At 46.6% G+C, this 18305-nt stretch carries 14 protein-coding genes, 1 tRNA gene and 1 other annotated feature; of the genes, 1 reads left to right on the forward strand and 14 read right to left on the reverse strand.

Translation table 11 applies throughout. From position 1 onward, the window contains the following. Positions 1-69 precede the first annotated feature (69 nt). The 14 genes from H6F72_RS25705 to H6F72_RS25765 form a co-directional block, all read right to left on the reverse strand. Complete coding sequence (locus H6F72_RS25705; protein WP_190442257.1) at positions 70-783, reverse strand: hypothetical protein; 714 nt, start codon at positions 781-783, stop codon at positions 70-72. 12 nt (positions 784-795) lie between these two features. Further along, on the reverse strand, positions 796-1581 hold the full coding sequence (locus H6F72_RS25710) for an endonuclease/exonuclease/phosphatase family protein (RefSeq protein ID WP_190442258.1): 786 nt from the start codon (positions 1579-1581) through the stop codon (positions 796-798). 28 nt (positions 1582-1609) lie between these two features. Then, positions 1610-2059 carry an NADAR family protein gene (locus H6F72_RS25715; RefSeq protein ID WP_190442259.1) on the reverse strand — a complete coding sequence of 150 codons (450 nt, stop codon included), beginning with the start codon at positions 2057-2059 and terminating at the stop codon, positions 1610-1612. 82 nt (positions 2060-2141) lie between these two features. Continuing rightward, positions 2142-2197, reverse strand: a sequence feature (23S ribosomal RNA rRNA prediction is too short). A gap of 211 nt (positions 2198-2408) precedes the next feature. Continuing rightward, entirely contained in the window at positions 2409-3062 is a 654-nt protein-coding gene (locus tag H6F72_RS25720) for a DUF4291 family protein (protein WP_190442260.1), read from the reverse strand. Between the two features lie 135 nt (positions 3063-3197). Continuing rightward, the gene (locus H6F72_RS25725) at positions 3198-4370 is read right to left on the reverse strand and encodes a PIN domain-containing protein (protein ID WP_190442261.1); all 1173 of its coding nucleotides are present in this window, start codon (positions 4368-4370) and stop codon (positions 3198-3200) included. A gap of 68 nt (positions 4371-4438) precedes the next feature. Beyond that, a complete protein-coding gene (locus H6F72_RS25730; RefSeq protein ID WP_190442262.1) occupies positions 4439-5872 on the reverse strand; it encodes a VWA domain-containing protein in 1434 nt (477 codons plus the stop codon). Positions 5873-6325: 453 nt separating this feature from the next. Continuing rightward, positions 6326-7555: an elongation factor Tu gene (gene tuf / locus H6F72_RS25735; protein WP_190442264.1), complete on the reverse strand. Its 1230-nt coding sequence runs from the start codon at positions 7553-7555 to the stop codon at positions 6326-6328. A gap of 189 nt (positions 7556-7744) precedes the next feature. Next, positions 7745-7833, reverse strand: a tRNA-Ile gene (locus H6F72_RS25740). A 38-nt stretch (positions 7834-7871) separates the two neighbouring features. Then, entirely contained in the window at positions 7872-8072 is a 201-nt protein-coding gene (locus H6F72_RS25745; protein WP_190442266.1) for a hypothetical protein, read from the reverse strand. A gap of 274 nt (positions 8073-8346) precedes the next feature. Further along, positions 8347-10932, reverse strand: a complete 2586-nt coding sequence (locus H6F72_RS25750; protein WP_190442268.1) for a CHAT domain-containing tetratricopeptide repeat protein — start codon at positions 10930-10932, stop codon at positions 8347-8349. 10 nt (positions 10933-10942) lie between these two features. Next, positions 10943-12538, reverse strand: a complete 1596-nt coding sequence (locus tag H6F72_RS25755; protein WP_190442270.1) for a hypothetical protein — start codon at positions 12536-12538, stop codon at positions 10943-10945. Continuing rightward, positions 12526-14259: a filamentous hemagglutinin N-terminal domain-containing protein gene (locus H6F72_RS25760; RefSeq protein WP_190442273.1), complete on the reverse strand. Its 1734-nt coding sequence runs from the start codon at positions 14257-14259 to the stop codon at positions 12526-12528. The genes H6F72_RS25755 and H6F72_RS25760 overlap by 13 nt, the downstream gene beginning before the upstream one ends. A 179-nt stretch (positions 14260-14438) precedes the next feature. Beyond that, positions 14439-14582 carry a hypothetical protein gene (locus H6F72_RS29990; protein WP_206755464.1) on the reverse strand — a complete coding sequence of 48 codons (144 nt, stop codon included), beginning with the start codon at positions 14580-14582 and terminating at the stop codon, positions 14439-14441. Further along, complete coding sequence (locus H6F72_RS25765) at positions 14582-15304, reverse strand: response regulator transcription factor (RefSeq protein ID WP_190442275.1); 723 nt, start codon at positions 15302-15304, stop codon at positions 14582-14584. Before H6F72_RS25765 ends, H6F72_RS29990 begins: the two co-directional genes overlap by 1 nt. Before the next feature lie 314 nt (positions 15305-15618). Between H6F72_RS25765 and H6F72_RS25770 the strand changes: the two genes are divergently transcribed. Further along, on the forward strand, positions 15619-17961 hold the full coding sequence (locus H6F72_RS25770) for an NACHT domain-containing NTPase (RefSeq protein WP_206755465.1): 2343 nt from the start codon (positions 15619-15621) through the stop codon (positions 17959-17961). The last annotated feature ends 344 nt before the right edge of the window (positions 17962-18305 follow it).

Consider the following 18305-nt stretch of genomic DNA (forward strand, 5'->3'; position numbering starts at 1 on the left):
TGAGATCTGCTTCACTCTCTTGTATCTCTAGTTTGTAAACCCCAGTCATACTCTACGATTAAACTCACTTCAAGTTTTATAGCATCTGTCGTTTGCTTTTGAAGAATTGGTATAATCACCTCGATCGTGGAACTGATGCAGTTCACCGCCACCGAGTTTGAGAGCCTGCCGCAGCCGCTTTTCATCTTGTTGGGGCTGGGCAAATCCTTCCGTGCGTTGAGCAACTAGATCGTAGAGCGATCGCATTTCTGGCGTAATGCCCTTAAACTGTAATTTTTCAACCGGAACCTGTTGTTTGAGATTGGATTGCAGAGTTTCCGCGATCGCAGGATCATCACGGCGATCGACTTCCTCGAACCAGCAAGAAGCTCCATTCCAACGAGAGATAATCTGCTCAAAGGTGTCTCCTTCTGTCACCAGATGCACAGGTACGGGTTTAACGGTTTTGAAGCGTTGGCGCATATCCGCTTCGTTGACTGGATAGGCTAACCAAGTTTGGTTGTGCAGACGATAGGCCAATCGCAGACGAAGGGCAGAAAAATGCTGGAGATAAGCGGCAATGTCAGGCAGATCGGCCTCTGCAATCAAAGTGGCAGTTTGTTGATCGACAGGTTGAAAGAGACCCCAACCCTCAAATTGACGGGGCTGAGGGACCAACGTGTAAACTATGCCAGCAACCCGTGTGCGCACTTTCCCACCTTTGACGCAAGGTGCAAGAAATTGAGTTGTGTGCAGTTGTACTTCAGCACTAGCAATTTGGTTAAGGAGAGTGCGGATATCCATAGAAGTTTAAGCCTAAATCTTCAAGTCAGCCATCATGCCAAAATGATCGGAGGGATAGAGAGTACGGCTGTTTGGAGCGGGTTGGTTCAAAATCAGTTGGCAATTTTGTACTTGCACAGCATGATTGACGAAAATGTAGTCTAAAGTACCCCGCCAAGGACGAAGCGTGCGGTTAAAGTACAAATTTCGCAAGGCGTGCCAGAGTACTTTTTGCCAATTACGGCGCACCAAGGGAGTAGGGCAGGTATATTCTGGTTCATGACCATGATGTGTGGCATAAGCAGATGTAAAGCGCTGTCGCATCAGGGCGATCGCTGGAGCGTCTGGTGTGCCGTTAAAATCTCCGACCGCAACAATCGGTAGGTCTGGTGGCAGTTTCCCTAACCAATCCAGAACTTGCTGCACTTGGATATCTCTTTGAGGGTGAGAGCCAGGATACCAATAATAGTGCCCGTTGCAAAAAAACAAAGGCTGTCCATCAATCCTGACCTCAACACATTGAGCTACTCGTCGCTGCCCCTGCAAAGCCAGCATTTTCTGCTCGACAAAGGGGTGACGGCTGAGAATTGCAATTCCATCGTGCGCCTGCTGTTCTGCATTGCTGGTTTTAGGAACCAAATACACATAAGGCATGCTCAGTTGTTCTGCTAACCAAGCACTTGTATCTTCAGGTAATTTGACTTCTTGCAAAGCGATTAGGTCAGCTTGCTCTGCTGCTAATCCACGTACTAGCAAGTCTCGGCGTTGCTGCCACTCTGTTAAGTCGAAAAGAATATTGATGGTAATGACTTTAACCATAGTTCGCACTGCATTCTCTTTTATCCTCCTACATCTCTACATTGCCCCGCAAAGTTTCGCGCACTGCCATCAAAATCTGTCCTAATTTATTCTTGCCGCTGCCGTCTTTGCCACAGCCCCAGTAGTAATCAACCGGGGAGTTTTCCACTAGCATTGCATCTCCGGTTGCCAGCAAGATGTCTCGAATGTCTGCATGGGCTTTAAACTTTTGCAACACTGCTTTTCGCATCACGTCATCCTTCACCTGTTTCCAATCAGGACGAAGAGGAAGCGTGCGATCGCGTCCCATATTCGCTGCATCTTTAGGAGTTTTGGTCTGTCTTACCTTTTCCAAATAGGGTGTACCAATAAACTTCTGGGCTTGAAAGTAATGCTCACTCGTCGCCCAATACAAATCGTCCAACATGAAGCCATGTGCTGAGAAATTAGAGAAGCAACCGTAGGGCTTTTCGCGTTCAACGTAAAAATAAATGGTCATGGTTGCTCCCTCAATTAATCAATCTCCTGCGTGCAAGTTGGCAGAGCATGATTGCGTTTTCTCAGCTACTAAAGGAACTCCGCTGGTGAGTTGTTACACACTCTTTTAAGGATGGCTACTTTTAAGCCCACCTCCCAGGTTCTTTGCACTCCTCGTTCACAAACGCCCACTGCACTAGGGCAGCGTTACCGTTCCTCTCGTACTCAGTATGTAGGCTCTAAAGGTTAGGGCACGCAGGAGATAAAGATGATTTAATACATACTACAAATACTACAGTAGTGATTTCGAATTGTCTAGGGCGATCGCTCACATCACCTACATCTTTACACCGCTCATCATGATTGCTCCATTAAACTATTGCTTCAACGGTTGATAACTGAAGACGTTTAGCAACCTCTAAATCAGCCAGAGGATAAACTACCTCACTGGGAACGCTCAGTTGCGCCCAATTTCCAGCCTGAACAAATGGATATTGCTCTCGAACAAACGGGGACATATCTTCAATACTTACAATCCAATCACGGGCATATTGGTCTAGCACTTCACCCCGTAACCCCAATTGAATCGCGCGTCGCTCTAGCTTGGCACCAGATGGATGATGATCTGGATCCCACTGCAACCGCACTGAGGATTGAGCAACAGCTTGTTTCCACTCCGCTTCACTGGAGTAAACCTCTGGAACAAAGCTAGAATGGACGGCTTCTGCCAGCAGCGTATCAAAGGCCGATCGCTTGATCCGAATTGCTAGGATGACTTCCTGGCCTACCTTGGTGCCCCAGCCAGAACGATACATCATCCACAAGAAGTTGGGCTTAATCCAACTCATGCGATTGAGACTAAATTCACCACCAAAGTAGCCATGTTCAAGCGCAAAGTGAGCGATCGCCGGACGATATGCCTGATACACCACAACGGAGGTTTCATCATACTGAGCAATAATATGCCGTCCAGTTTTCGGTAAGCGGAGAATGCTAGTAGAGTAATTTTCTGCCCAAAGTTTCACGTTACTTCTCGCTTGCACAACTATGCTCTTTCCACGTCACTTATCCTTGCTACTCCACCAAAGCGATCACTTAAATTCACACTACAGCTTGTGTACTAGAAGTAGCTAGAGCATATCCAGAGAGAACTTCATTACTCAAAATTTTCGTGATGAATCTTTCAGTTTTTGTTCAGCCTGTAGTAGTACTTCTCTTATATGTATGCTGGCTTTTTGTAATTGTTGCTCAGCTTGCAACAGCATTTCTTGTGCTCGTAGTCTATCCCTTGGATCGAAAGCACTTTGCATAATTTCTGCCGTAATCTGCTGAATACGGTGGTAATTTTGTCTAGCCTGCTCCAGAATCTGCTGATTTTGCAATTCGTCTTGAGCACTTAAGGGATGTAGTTGACTGTTAAGACTTTCAGACTGCTGTACTTCATTTTGGGATCTAATATCTCTTGCCTCTTCAACAATTGCTGGTTCGCTAGGCAAGTTGAGGAAATTACCAGCCTCATCTAGAAATCTGTCGCCTGTGTACAGATAGAATGAGACGTTAGCTTTTACAATCATCTCTTGGATTAATTCAGGCCGTGGGCCAAGAACTTTCCCTTGACGCTTTAGCCACCAATCTTCTTTCTGATCATCTGTTACAAAGATTAAAGGTTTTTTTTGCTCCCTCGCATAATCAATTAACTGAAACCAAATAATTACATCGCCATAACATTCTGGTGGCTCCTTCTTGTTATTACCTTCAGCATCCATGTAACCTGGAGGGTGTTTCTCCTTAAAACGCCTTTCCGATTCTTTATAAAACTTTGATAGGTTTTCTTCTGAGTAGGGTTGGCCTACTCTACCTTCAAATAAATTTGTAAGCCCTTCTCGAAAATCGTCCTGCTCTAGCAAGTTGGGATAATTTGAGTATGAGTTGGCTAAATCTTTTTTGGCTCTTTTGTAAGCTCTCTCAATAGTCCTTACTAGCTGTCTGACATCAACAAAATCATTAAAAGAATGCCGCTTGCTATATTTCTCAAGTATTCCGTTAAATTTTGCAAGATGATCATCTAATGACTTCTGCAATTCACTATATGGTTTTAATTGCTGTGAAATTACGTTTAAGCGTTCCTCCTGATACTCATATGCAACTTGGTAAGGCAACCAAATCCGTTCCTGTAGTTTATCAAGGATGTCAAAAAGTCTTTCCCTGGCTTTAGGCGTGTAGCGGTAAACATGCAAAAGAATGTTGGTATCAAATGAGAAAATACAATTACTCCAGAGGCTATCAAATTCCTCCTTTGTAGGTCTGTAGTATCCTCGAAATAAATTCCGCATATAAAGATTTTAATGTTGAACTAAGCAATGCTCACTAGATTCCTAGCAAGCAATGCTTCATTTTAACCTCACTTATCCGATCGCACAGGTAGCGCCGTGTCTAGGATCTCCATCAGTAGATCCAGACGAGAAGGGCGTGTCAGGAGAGGTACCAGGTTGGGCAGACTGTAGTAGTCTCCTGCAAACGTGAACGTTTCCACAGGTAGTTGCTTCTGCTTGAGTTGCTGCTCCACATAGTTGTAGTGAGTTCCAACTCGGACAATCACCACATTGGGCATCACAGCAAACTCACGTTGGTAGCTTAGGTAAGCTTCTAGGAAGTAAGGAGCAGCATTCTCACCCTCATCTGTGACAATGATGATCTGGTCAACGATCTGACGCTTCTTCCGCATAGCCTCCAGCGCACAACCAATACTGGTGCTGCTACCTGCCTTGATGTGCTGGAAAGCTCGCTCCCAGGCGGTCAACTCCTTGCCCTGTGCAATTACAGGATAAGGCATGGTGTCGAAGGCATAGACAAACAGATCCGCCTCAGTGATGCCAGAGATCAGTGCTGCCAACTGCTTACCAAGCTCGATCGCGTTCTCCATCGAACCAGACTTGTCTACAAACAGAGCCGTGGGACGGGTAATCACACCGCGTCGCTTCACCTGCTCATTCGTCACCTTCTCCAACCGAGCCACGGTGTCTTCAGCGAAATCTGCTGCATCGGCTGCCACCTGTGCCTTAAATGCGGCAACTCGTGTGCCCTTAGCGGCTTCATCCAGCTTGGCATCAATCAACGCCTTCACCTCTGGGTGATCCATTGCCCCTCTCACCTTGAGCGACTTGAGGTTGTTGATCACTTCCTGGGGCGACATACTGTTGATTAGCGCCACCAGAACCGTAGGAGTCAGTTGCTTAACCGCACCGATCGCGATCGCATAGGGCAGATTAAACTCCACAATCAGCCGCGCCTGTTCTGCCGCACTAGTAGTCTTAGCAAGCTGCTTCAACACGTCCGCCAGCGAACCCACAGGAGGGCGATCGCGGAATAGAATGGCATTGGCCCGCTCACTCGGCTTGATGTGCAGCGACGCATACAGGTGCTTCATCGCCTTCCGACCCCGCAGAGCCGCGCGATCGAACTGAGCAGAATTACTTTCCCGCACCTTCAGATACCGCTGCACCGCAGTCCGAGCAGAACGAGGCAGCTTATTCCGGTGCTGCTTCATGAAGTCCACCACCCGCGCCACTTGGTAAGGAGGAAACTCTTGCAGCATGATGAATCCCGCATCTCGGTGTTCAGTCAAATCGCTGGTCAGCAGATGCGCGACAAACACTTCTTTGTGGTCCCGCACATCTCCATTACGCTGATACCAAACTGCCAGATGCCCGTAAAAAATAGGGTCAAGTTCAACAAATAATTGGTGGATCTCTGCCACTTGCTCCAGCTTGCGGTGAGGAGTGGTGAGCAAGCTGTTGAGCATCTCCAGCCGCAGATCCCGTTCATCGTTGTTCATGGTCGTATCCTCCTTGTAAATCATCAGGAGGCGATCGCCGCAAAGGATAACCGCGCAAGTCGGAAGAACAAAGTTCACAGTACTTGTTGATGAATCAAGTGTGTAAGTTCTTCGCGTCAGGGCGCAGCGATCGCGTTAAAGAGAGAAAATTCTGATCAAATTGAGCAAACAATTACCGCGCAAGTTGCAGAAGCTAGGTCAGGGCTGATTGTAGATGCTAAATACCAAGAACCTTCTCAGTACTTAGCGCTCAATTCTCAACACTGTTTTTGCCTGCTATCGGTCTCAGGCTTGCAGCGTATCCCTCCAGATACGCACCTAGGTTTGGTGGAGAGTATGTAAGCTTCTGCGATCGGGGCGCGGCAATGATTGCCCAAGCAAATGTCATAGTTATGCTATTAGTAGCCAGGCAAATGACTACTAATAGCATGGATTGAGTTGAACTAAAGGAGACTAGGCAATGATGTGAGAAACCACACCTGCACCCACAGTTCGGCTACCCTCACGAATGGCGAATCGCATCCCTTGCTCAATCGCGATCGCTTCTTTGAGTTCTACTGCCATCTTGACGCGATCGCCTGGCATCACCATTTCCAGTGAGCTACCATCACCGTTGATAATGGCACTAATGGTTCCAGTCACATCGGTCGTGCGGACAAAGAACTGCGGCTTGTATCCAGGGAAGAAGGGCTTATGACGACCTCCTTCTTGCTTCTTGAGCACATAGACCTCGGACTCAAAGCGAGTATGAGGCGTAATCGAACTGGGTGCTGCCAACACCATGCCCCGCTCAATCTCATCCTTTTGGATACCTCGTAGCAGGACACCTACATTGAGACCCGCAACCCCTTCTTTGAGAGACTTTTGAAACATCTCAATGTCAGTGACAATTGCATCGCGAGTTGGTTTAATCCCTACGATTTGAATTTTATCGTTAGGGCGCACACGACCGCGCTCAATCTTGCCCGTTGCTACAGTTCCCCGACCCATAATGGAGAAGACATCTTCGACTGCCATCAAGAAAGGCTGTTCAGTGAGACGCTCTGGTGTGGGAATGTAGGTATCAACAGCATCCATCAAGGCATAGATGCCATCAACCCACGGGTTCTCACCCCGTTGCAGTTTGGGATTTGCTGTCATTGCCTCTAGCGCTCTGAGAGCAGACCCCGCAATCACAGGAATTTCATCCCCTGGGAAACCATAGTTAGTCAGCAGTTCACGAACTTCCAACTCCACAAGCTCTAGAATTTCGCTATCTTCTACCATGTCCTTCTTATTCATGAAGACCACCATGTAGGGAACGCCAACCTGCCGTGCCAAAAGGATATGCTCACGAGTCTGAGGCATCGAGCCATCGGCTGCTGAGACCAGCAAAATAGCTCCATCCATTTGAGCAGCCCCGGTAATCATGTTCTTCACGTAGTCCGCATGTCCAGGACAATCAATGTGAGTATAATGCCGCTGTTCGGTCTCATACTCGACATGCGCCGTGTTGATTGTGATGCCCCGTTGCTGCTCTTCGGGAGCGGCGTCAATCTCGTTGTATGCCTTCAGCTTCGCCTGACCCAGAGCTGCTAGTGTTGCTGTAATAGCAGCAGTCAGAGTTGTCTTGCCGTGGTCAACGTGGCCGATCGTGCCAATATTGATATGGGGTTTTGTCAGTTCAAACGTGGCGCGTGTCATGTTACATGCTTCCTTTTTCCTAAGTGAATTAAGTGATCAAAATGATGGTTCCGGCTACTTCTAGCTCTTGCTCAAGGGCTTGTTCCAAAATTGTTAGATTTTTGTCAGACATTGTAACCTCCAATGAGTGAGCTGCACTTATCAAGTAAGTGAATTAGGTCACTTCGTGCAAGTTAAAAAAGCTGTTGTTCATAGACAGGATTTGTAGCTTGCTTCCGCGTAGCGGTACCTGCGACACCTTTCTTATCAGGAAAGTGCTCTACCACTGAGCTAGTATGTAAGCTTTTTCGATCAGGGCACGAAGTGGAAAGATTGTTTAGCCGTAAACAGCTTGAGGACGGATGATTAAATCACCACTAGGGCGGCGATCGACCACATAGGCAGAAAGCCGATTTGTGTGAACATCTAGATGTTGAGAAACCCGTTCTTTAACGGCAACATCATTCATGCTTGCGGTAATGCCCAACTGATTTTCTGCGATGTCGAGCGATCGCCCTTCAAATCGAATATGTATCATTGCTCATCACCTCTGGCGATTGCTGATTGCAGCAGGAGTTAGAGAAAGCAACGTTGCTCTAGGCGATAAATTTGCTCTAGATGACAGATTGCCTGAGTGTGCTGACAGTCTGCTGACTTGGTTGTTTTATTTCACACTACAAACATAATACAGCGTACTACAAGCTGTCAAGAGGATACTACAAACTCCTTAAAAAGGTGAAAGGGTTATCATTAAAAGAATAGCTGGATTGCCTTAACAGCAAAACTTGCCCTTATTTCCTTGGTAACCTAAACTATTGAGCCTCGCCCACTAAAGTGAACGCAGCCCAATCGAATGGACTGGGATGATCGTTCATGGTTGCTAGCATTGCTTGTCGAAGTGCCTGGGCTTTATCTGAGTGCTGCTGCAAATTCTGATAGAAAGCAACCATCAACTGTGCCGTCGCATCATCCGGAACGGCCCACAGAGAAACGACCACACTGGGTACTCCAGCAGAGATAAACGCACGGGATAATCCCACAACCCCATCTCCAGTAATACGCCCTCGCCCCGTTTCACAAGCACTTAGCACCACTAGCTCTGCCTGCAATTGCAAGTCTAAAATCTCACTCGCTGTTAGTAACCCATTATCATCTCCTGAAGGAGCTAGGGCGATCGCACCAGGTACGCCTATCCCTTCTAGAGATACATAGTCTCCTTGGCTGCCATATTCCAGTAACCCATGTGTCGCCAGATGAATGATTTGAGCCTGGGGTAACTTTTGTTTAATCGATATCTTCGTTGCTTGACTGCCTGTAATCGCCACCGTATTGAGCAGTTGAGCAACCTTATGGGCTTCCTCTTCAGCATTGGGGAGCGGAGATAGTTGCTCGGGGGGTTGTCCTGGTGCAACAGAAACGACTGGCATTACAGGATTGCCTACAACCAGGGGAGAAGCTTGTCTACTTTTCCGGGCTTGCTGTCGTTGCTGATGGGTTAGGGCAAGCACCTGGATTGCAGGAGATGACAAGATAGTATGACGCTGGATTAGATATTGACCCTTCTCATCTTGTAAGGCGGGGAACGGCACCAGAAAGAGAGATTCTTGGGGAATAAAGATAATCCGGGTATTGGGGTTAGTCGGTAACAGGTCTGCGATCGGCTCAATCAGCAGACTGTGCAATCGTTGCAGCGCGATATTCTTTTCATCATCCGGGTGAGGATCAGTTGAATGGGTTGGTAGTGGTGTTTCAGGGAAGGTCAACTGTTTATTGCGGTTAACCGCTTTGGAAATCACCGATTGAATCAGGCGATCGCAGGCAGGACTTCCATTCAGACACCGACCCGCATTGACCAGTTGAGAGAGGGTGAGGTCTTGTTGCCAGAGGGGTTTGAGGTCAACTTGCCGAAAAGAGATCTGCCCGGATGGATTCACTACCCAGATATATAGGTCTTGCTCTCGACCACGCTGTTTGCCTTGAAACTTGAAGTCATCATCAAAAACGATCGCATACTCAACGAGGGTTGCGTTCTGCTGCCGAGCAATTTGCTTGAGTTGGTCAATCGTGAGTCTTGACTCATCACTCTTGACTGACTTTTGATGACTTTGCTGACTAACTCTGCGAGATAAGAGTTCGACAAAGGCGCGGGCTCGGCCTTGCTCAGAGATCTCTAGTGCTGCTTCTGGTTGCTTCGCTGCAATCAAAACTTGTTGCAGCAGGTTATAGGTTTGAACCTGAGTATCAAAAATCGAAATTTTATAGGTATCGCTCAGCCCTGGGCGGATGCCATCGAGCAACTTTATCGCCGCCCGAAGCTGAGTTTCTGCCTCTGTTAACCTGCCTGCTTCAAGCAGGGTATGCCCCAGATTGTTCAGAGTTTTGCCTTCCAGTTGAGGACTATCAAGGCTTTTGGCTAAGTTCAAACCTTGTTGTAAAAATTTTAGGGCTTTGGGGTAATCTCCCTTGTCCGCATAAGCTATCCCCAGACTTCCTAGAGCTTCTACTTGACGTTGGCGTTGCTGAGTCTGTTGGGCGATCGCTAAACTCTGCTGGTAATACCCGAGGGCTTTCTCAACTTCCTGTTGGGAGTGATACACAGCACCGAGATTAATCAGAGTGCTAGCTTGACTAGACTGATTGCCAGTCGCTTTGGCCAGGCTTAACCCTCGCTCCAAAGCTGCGATCGCGTCATCATATTGACCTAAGTTGGCATAAAGGGCACCCAAATTGCTCTGAGCGATCGCTTCTCCTGGGCGATCGCTAGTTTGTTGAGCCAGCTTTAGGCTTTGCTCGTAAGCGCTCTTGGCGCTGTCGTAGTCTCCGACCGCTTCAAAGCTATTGCCCAAATTGAGCAGCACCTGCCCCAACCCCTGGCGATCGCCCAACGCCCGCATTAGTTTTCCAGCACTTCGGTGGGCAGTGATGGCTTGGCTGTAATTGTCTAAACTTCCATAAGCCAGCCCTAAGCTGCCTTGAGCTTCTGCTGCAATTCGGGTAAGGTTTAGAGCTTGAGCGATCGGCAGTAACGTTTCTAAAGTGGTCACTGCTTCGCGATAGCGCTCCATCATGGCATAGGTAGCACCGATGTTTGCTAGCACTGATGCTTCTCCCTGACGGTCTTGCAGCTGTTGATACTGCAACTGTGCTGCTTGCCAAGACTTGAGGGCAGCTTCTAGTTTCCCTGCTTGATACTGTTGATTTCCCTGCTGCAAAAGCTGGTCTGCCCGACGACTTTGACTCGCCTTTTGAATCAATGGTGACGAGGGAACAGAATTAACTGCAAAGGAGGGAGACACTGACAGGTATAAAAGAGTTGCGATCGCCCCTCCCCAAATCCTTTTTTGCCTCCTTTTACCGTTTGCTGGTTCATGTTTTGAATGGGATAAAACTTGAGCCATTAGCTAATTGCTACCTCACACCTCCATCCAGCAATTTCAAAATCTCATTATCGTCGGCTGTGGTATCGCGGGTTGTAGTTGAGCGATCACCGATTGCCTTACAAGGGCGGCCGTTTGCGTCTGTAGACAAGGTGACTCGACTGGAGCGATCGCGGCCATTAGAGACATCCGAAGCAGAAGCAATATCACTCGGTGAAATGCAGTTGGAACTTTGGTCATTGACTTGTAACTGCGTAATCTGCCCCTCTTGTGAAGTCGCAGGGCGCTCTACAGGAGAGTCACCCTCAGTCTGAGGTGGGGGAGTCACTGTTGCGGGATCAGATACAGGTTCTGGAGAAACAGGACGGGAAATAGGGCGATCGCCTTCAACTTGAGGCTGGAGAACCACCACTGGGCGATCGGATATTGGTCCTGGAGAACTAAGAGGATCACCTTCCGTTAGAGGGGGAATTACGACTGTGGGGTCAGGCTGCGGTACTGAAACCAGAGGATCACCCTCAATCACAGGCGGAGGAGTCACGATTACGGGATCAGGTGTTGGCACAGGCGCAAAGACTCGGCTCTGAGGAGAGCCATAAAACTCACCATTGCTACCAGCTCCAACAACAATCGCGCCAACTGTACCGCTGGTGTTGGCAGGAAAATTCTCTGAAGCAAAAGTCAATGGTTTGTATTCTCCATTGAAGGTGAGGGAGCTAGCGGTACTCAGAACCTGATCAGAATCTGTGATCGGGGCAACAGGGCTATAAGTCTCTCCATCAGATGATCTCTGTTTCTGTACGAATGGATCAGCCGTATCAACAAGTGTCGTAGTTTGAGGCCCCCCATTAAAGCCAGCATCTCCCTGAATCACGACTAAGCCAGTAGTGCGGTTGTCCTCAGAAAAATCAATCCCTGGATAAATATCAAATCTATCGGTTGAAATTCGTGTGCCTTCCCCGTATTGAATCCTGACAGGTGCATTCACCACTCCTTGAGGTTTGCTAATGCTCGGTCTCGCCATCAAGCTTACGGGCAGAGCCCGAAGGTTGTCTCCCTCAAGAAGCACGGTGCTGTCCAACTGGCTATCAGTCAAGCTAATGCCTGATAGCTTACTTTCAATAAAGTTACGAAGCTGCGGATTCGTTCGTAAGCTAGTGAAGTTAGTGACACTTCCTAAACCACTGAGAGAAATTTGGCCGATCGCCTGAAAGGAACCCGCCGCTTGCACATTAATACCATTGGCTCCAGTATCAATGGTGCTGACAAGAATATTGCCAGTGTTGGAAACAAGCTTCACAGAACTATCACCGCCTGGAGATTGGCTATAACCCGTGGTTGAAATATCTCCAGTTGTAATACTGCCACTTGCTAATATGTCAACTGAATTACCAAATGTATCTATGGTCGGTACGGGCCGAAAGGTTCCCCCAAGCCTAACGGGTCGGCCAGTGCCATCAACAGGACCAATTGTGACACTGCCGCGAGAGTCGATCGCAATGACTTGGTTCCCTTGAAAACCTGGGGCCGCAATGCTGGTGTTTATGCTCGTAGGATTAACATTGACTTGAATTTCACCCCCTGCCAGAGCTGGGTTAGGGAAATACTGATTAGTCAGCAACACCATACCTCCAAAATCCGAGGTGCCCGTTCCAGGATTGACTGTAATTCTGCCAGTGGTAATGTTGGCACTCGTTGGAGCTGCAAAAACAGGCTGATTGGCAGAAGCAGTGTTGGGCAATGGGGTGGCTGAACTATGTCAGTAGGCACGCCTAAAACCGCAGGAACACCGCCCAATTGTGACCAATCGATGCCAGCCCGAACATCTAATGTGGGCCGAGCACTACCATCGATGAAGAGAGTGGTTGGGTCGATCCACTGCAATGTGTTGTCGCTATCTAAAACAGGAGTGCCATTGTATTGCAGAGGGCTACCGTCGGCACGTGTCACTGTTGCTAAATCAGCAAAGGTTTGAGTGGCATTAAAAGCAGCGGTGTTATTCGGGTTAATGGTGGTTGCTGCATCTCCTGCTTGAGTAATTTCGACATCTCCTAAGGTGACACTGCCACCCGCTAAAATATGCAGCGAAGCTCCTGTGTAGTTACCCAGCGTGATATCTCCTGCGGCCAGAATGATCGGGTCATAGAAGCTAAAGACATTGCCTGGATTGCCATCGAGTTGCTCAAATTTGAGATAGCCACCTGTAAAGTAGTGAGCATCACTGCTGATGGTCTGACTCGATCGCAACACCAGATTACCACTGGCAACTAGGCGACTGTCAACATGGTTGAGTGCTAAGATATCAACCGCTTGATTGCCCTGAATGGTAAGATTGCCGCCCGCTTCAACAATGACAGGCTTGGCTGCACTGTCTCGAATCTGCACTGTATTTTGAGCCAGTAAATTCAACGCTCCTGTGGTGTAAAGTTGACTTTCTAGCAGCGTTAAGTTGTTACTCGCTGACAAGGTTGCTGTTTGGGCTGTAATACCTGTCGCAACTACATCGCCAGCTTCAATGTGAATCCCAGAACCAACTAGGCGGACAACCCCATTTTCAACCGTTACGCCCGTGGCGTTGCTCAGGTTTCCGCCTGTCAGTAATTGAGGTAGAGACAGCGGTGTAAACGGCAGCGCCTGAACAGTTGCACCCGTCGTTTCAGGTAATGACAAACTTAGTAGGCTGCCATCTTGAGAGATGTTGACTATCTTCTCACCGGGAACTGCTGCAACAGTGACCTTGCCTTCTGGTGCGGTGAGGATTCCTGTATTGATGACGGTGCCACCCAATAAGGCAATACTGTGTCCCTGTCCAACGACGAGGTTTCCTGCGTTAGCGATCGCCCCTGGCTGAGCCATCGTAAACGCAAAGCTGGTGGGATTGCCGATCAGGTTGGCATAGTCGTTCGCAGCGATCGCATTAAACCACTGGTCTCCAAACCCAATGCCATTAGCAGTAGTTGCGGTAAAGGAACCTGATACATCTAAGCTGGCTCCAGAACCAAAAATAATGCCAGCCGGGTTCATCAAGTACAGGTTGGCGTTGCCTGCAGTTATCTGAAGCACTCCATTGATCAGGGAAGCGTTCCCTCCTGTTACTCGCCCCAGAATATTCTGGACACCAGGGTCAACGAAGTTTGCGGTTTGTCCTGCATCTACACTGAACTGACCAAAGCTATGAAATAGGTTACTGCCTGTCTGCGTACCTCCAGTGATGTTGATTGTGCCACCGCTTAGGTTAACGAGGGTTCCATTTTCGCCAGAGGTGATTTGTGCTGGCGCCGAATCGGCCAGTACGGTTGCTAAACCAACGGTGAAGACAGAAGAACTTAGGAGTTTCAGCCAGTGCATAGAGATGAATCAGCGAGAAGTGTAGAAGCCGCCGGATGAAGAATCTCAGTTCTCAATTCACTCCGCCTATCTGAGATCAGTTGACTAAAGTGAGCGCCTCCCAGGGAAGGTAGGAAACGGAAAAGATTCAGTCCGTGGGGAACTAGTATATCTACTAACTTCTCTGGTTTCTATACACTTCAATCAATCTTTAATAAGTGAATCCACGGAAATGATTTAGAAGCAATCGGACATAACGCTGCGATCGCAGCATAGGCTTTGCAATTATCTGCCTCAAATTCCACCTCGGCTCCTACCGCTGTGTGCACTAGGTCACTCCTCATCAGACTTCACAAGTCTTTAGCGGATCGAGGGCGAATTTGTAACCGAACCCTCGGACAGTTTGAATCAAAGTTGGTTGCCTTGGATCAGGCTCAATTTTTTTACGAATTTGACCAATGTGGACATCAACGACCCGTCCATCTCCAACAAACTGATGCTTCCAGACTGCCTGAATTAGTTTTTCACGATTCCAAGCTTGTTGTGGTTGTTTAGCTAAACAATAGAGCAAGTCAAATTCTAGAGCAGTTAGAGGAACAGGCTGATGATTCTGAAGAACCTCACGACGAACGGGATCGATGATTAGATCATCAAACACGAGATGAGGTGATTTCGCAGGAGTCGCGAAGGTTTCAGAGAGGCGCAGAATCGCCTGAACCTGCTTCTCTAAAAGTTGTAGGTGGAATGGCTTGGTGATGTACGCATCAGCCCATTGTAGTCCAGTCATTTGTTCTTCTACGGCTGTCAAGCTTGTGAGTAGGATGACCGGAATATCTCTACATTGGCGTTTCATCCGCTCACAGACATTAAAGCCCAGCATGTCAGGTAAGATGACATCCAAAATCACTAAATCAGGATTAAATGTTTCAAATGTAGCTAATGCAGTCTGAGCATCTGCAACGGCCTCCGTATGATAGTTTTGCCGCTCTAAAAAGCGCTGTAACAAGTTACGGATGGCAAAGTCATCCTCAACAATTAAAAGTCTAGAAGTTCTCTTAGAAGACATCTTTACATCTCAAAGTAAGCAGTGTTTGGTATCTAGCCTTAACCCGCTACAAGCGCATCCTCTCGTAGGATGCCAATGAAGAAAAAACCGTATCACAGCTTCAGATAGCTGAAGCTGCTGCCTTGAACTCCCATCTTGGCATCGATGGGTCTATGGTTAACTTCGTTTCTTATTCTGCATCTGCTTCTTCAAAAAAGCAGTAAGAGAAAAAATGTTTAATGCTTGATTTTTGTATGAGTTTTGTATGACTTTATCTCTAGACTGTCTAGCTTTAATCTAAGCGGTTAAAATCGGATTGGTTTTTAGACAACATCATGAGAAACCGAGGGCTCTGGGCATCACCTGATGGAATTAAGCAAGCGAGACTGGCTTTGACTGATAAGGCTTGGAGTCAGAGTCAGTTGGCAAATCTACTGGGTATTAGCCGTCAACCGATCGCCAAATTCTTTGCAGGGAAGCCTGTGGATCGCCTTTATTTCGTGCAGATCTGTCAAAAACTAGATTTGCGCTGGCAAACTATTATTGATTTGTCTCAAGCTGCTGTAGCTGAACAAGAGCCAAATGCTCAAGTTGCAGATGTTGAACCGAGTACTGATGTGAATGCGATCGCCTACGAAGTTCGGCAAAGCTGCCGAGATAGGATTCAGTATCAATGTGGTACTACACGGATGATCGATCTTCCGCAAGCGATCGCCTTAAATGATATTTATGTCCCTACGCAAGTTCTGATAGATACCTCTCTCCAGCGGTGGCGACAACCTGCCCATCTTTTACATTACTCTAGTCAAAACTTACAGAGTGAGCGCTCAGGAGAACCGACCAGAAGTGAGGTAGTGCCAAAACGATTATCCGGACTATACGTTGCCTCAAGGCATTCAAAGTTAGTCGTATTAGGCAAGCCAGGTTCAGGAAAAACGATGTTTCTACAGAATTTAGCTCTTCAATGTATTGAGGGGAAGTTTCAAAGCGATCGGATTCCCATCTTTATTCCAATTAAAGTATTTGTTGAACATATAGCAAACGAAAACGATTTTAGTTTGTTCAACTATATTTATCAAAAATTAAGATACGACTGCCAGTTGAATTTTGAACAAATTAAAAATTTATTAAACCATGGCAGAGCCTTAATATTATTAGATGGATTGGATGAAGCTCCTGTTGAGATTAGAAACAAACTCTTGATCGCGATTCAGCAATTTTCTCAGGATTATTACCAGAACCGATTTGTGATTAGCTATCGAACATTGGCTGTTAGATATCAGTTCTTTGGTTTTGCCGAAGTTGAGATAGTAGACTTTGAAGCTGAACAGATCAAAATTTTTGCTGAAAAATGGCTTGCTACTGTTTGTGCTCCTGACAAAGAACCAGGAAAAATATTGTTTGATCAATTTATAAATCAGCTAAAGTTTCCTGAAAATCAACCAATTAGGGAATTGGCAGCTAGACCACTTTTCCTACATATAATTTGTTTATCGTTTCAATCATTCACTAATTTTTCTCCCAATCAAACTAGTCTGTATAAGCAAATCTTGAAAGTTCTGTTAGTAGAATGGAATGAAATAAAAGGCAATAGTTGTAGTTTAGTCCCCTTAAATTTAACCTGGCTACATCTTCTAGAAATTCTTTCGCAAATTGCGGCGATCGCTTTTGAAACTGAGAGTCTCTACTTTGAGGAAGAGCAAATTCAATATATTGTTGCTGATTATCTCAGAAAACTTAAAACCCATGAATATGAAATGATTCAACTGCAATTGAGTAGTATGGCAGTGTTCAAGGCGCTCACGGCACAATATAGTTTCTTTCTAGAGCAAGCACGCGGAGTTTACTCATTTTCTCACACAGCTTTGTATGAATATCATGTTGCCAGAAGTATTATTGATCGTTTTAAGTCAAATATTTCAGATAAAATCCTTGATGATTTTTTTGATCAGAAATGCTGGCATCTTTTTCTACTCGTTTGTGAAATGCTACCAAATGTTGACACTTTGCTTTTAGCAATGAAACAACGAGTTGACGCTCTAATTGCTAATGATAAAAAAATACAGCAATTTCTAGCCTGGTTGCTACACAAGTCTAGCTCCGTCTCAAATTCAGATCAATTAATGATTCGCGCATTTTACTTGGTAAACGAGTGCACATTAGCTCAGATCTATATTCAAGATGCTCTTGAGCAGGTTCTGCATCGTCCCCCGAATACGAAAAATGATTTGATGATTGATCATGCACTCTCTAGAGCGCTCATCTGTGCTGAGGCTGTTCAACACTCCTTAAGTGCTGCCGCTAGCTCAAATCTATTTCTGGATCATGCCCACGCGCTGGCCGTTGCTCTAACAGCGTCCTTGAGCTATGACTTGGAGTCTAAACTAAGGCGATCGCTACAAAAAATTAGTGATCAATTACCTAATTGTGATGAGACTGAGGAAAACTTGAAGCAGTGGTGGATTGTAAACGGACAAAAATGGACTCAACGCTTCAGAACTCTAATAGTAGAGCACCGAAATATTGGACATCATTGGCAGTTCACTCAACACCAAAATAACTTACTTCATCGGTACCATGATGCCAACTTACTAGTCTTACGCGGGTTGAAAAGAGCTTTCCATATAACACCTTTAATACGACAAAAGATCGAGGAGGCACTCTTATTACCGATATAAACTTTAGAAAGTGTTTGTAAATAGATATAAAGCAGAAAGGATTCAGGCAATAGACTAGACATCCTGCATGAATCAGGAGGGGTGTGCCCTGCTTGACTGACAAAAGTATTGGGAGTTGAAACGAAAGCTAAGAGAAAAGCAGAGCCTGGTTTAAGCTGATAAGTTATCACACAAACCGGCAAAATCAATGGCACCTACTTCCCGCCTCTATCATGCGCTGCATGAATATTTGGTAGTGCATCAAAACGTGGTGGGTTCGGTAAAGTAGCAAGGCACCTCCCCTCAAGCATGATCTATGGAATGCAAACTCTGCACTTACCCCCGCATCCATAAACATGGCAAAG

The organism is Trichocoleus sp. FACHB-46 (assembly GCF_014695385.1).
Taxonomy (GTDB): Bacteria; Cyanobacteriota; Cyanobacteriia; order FACHB-46; family FACHB-46; genus Trichocoleus.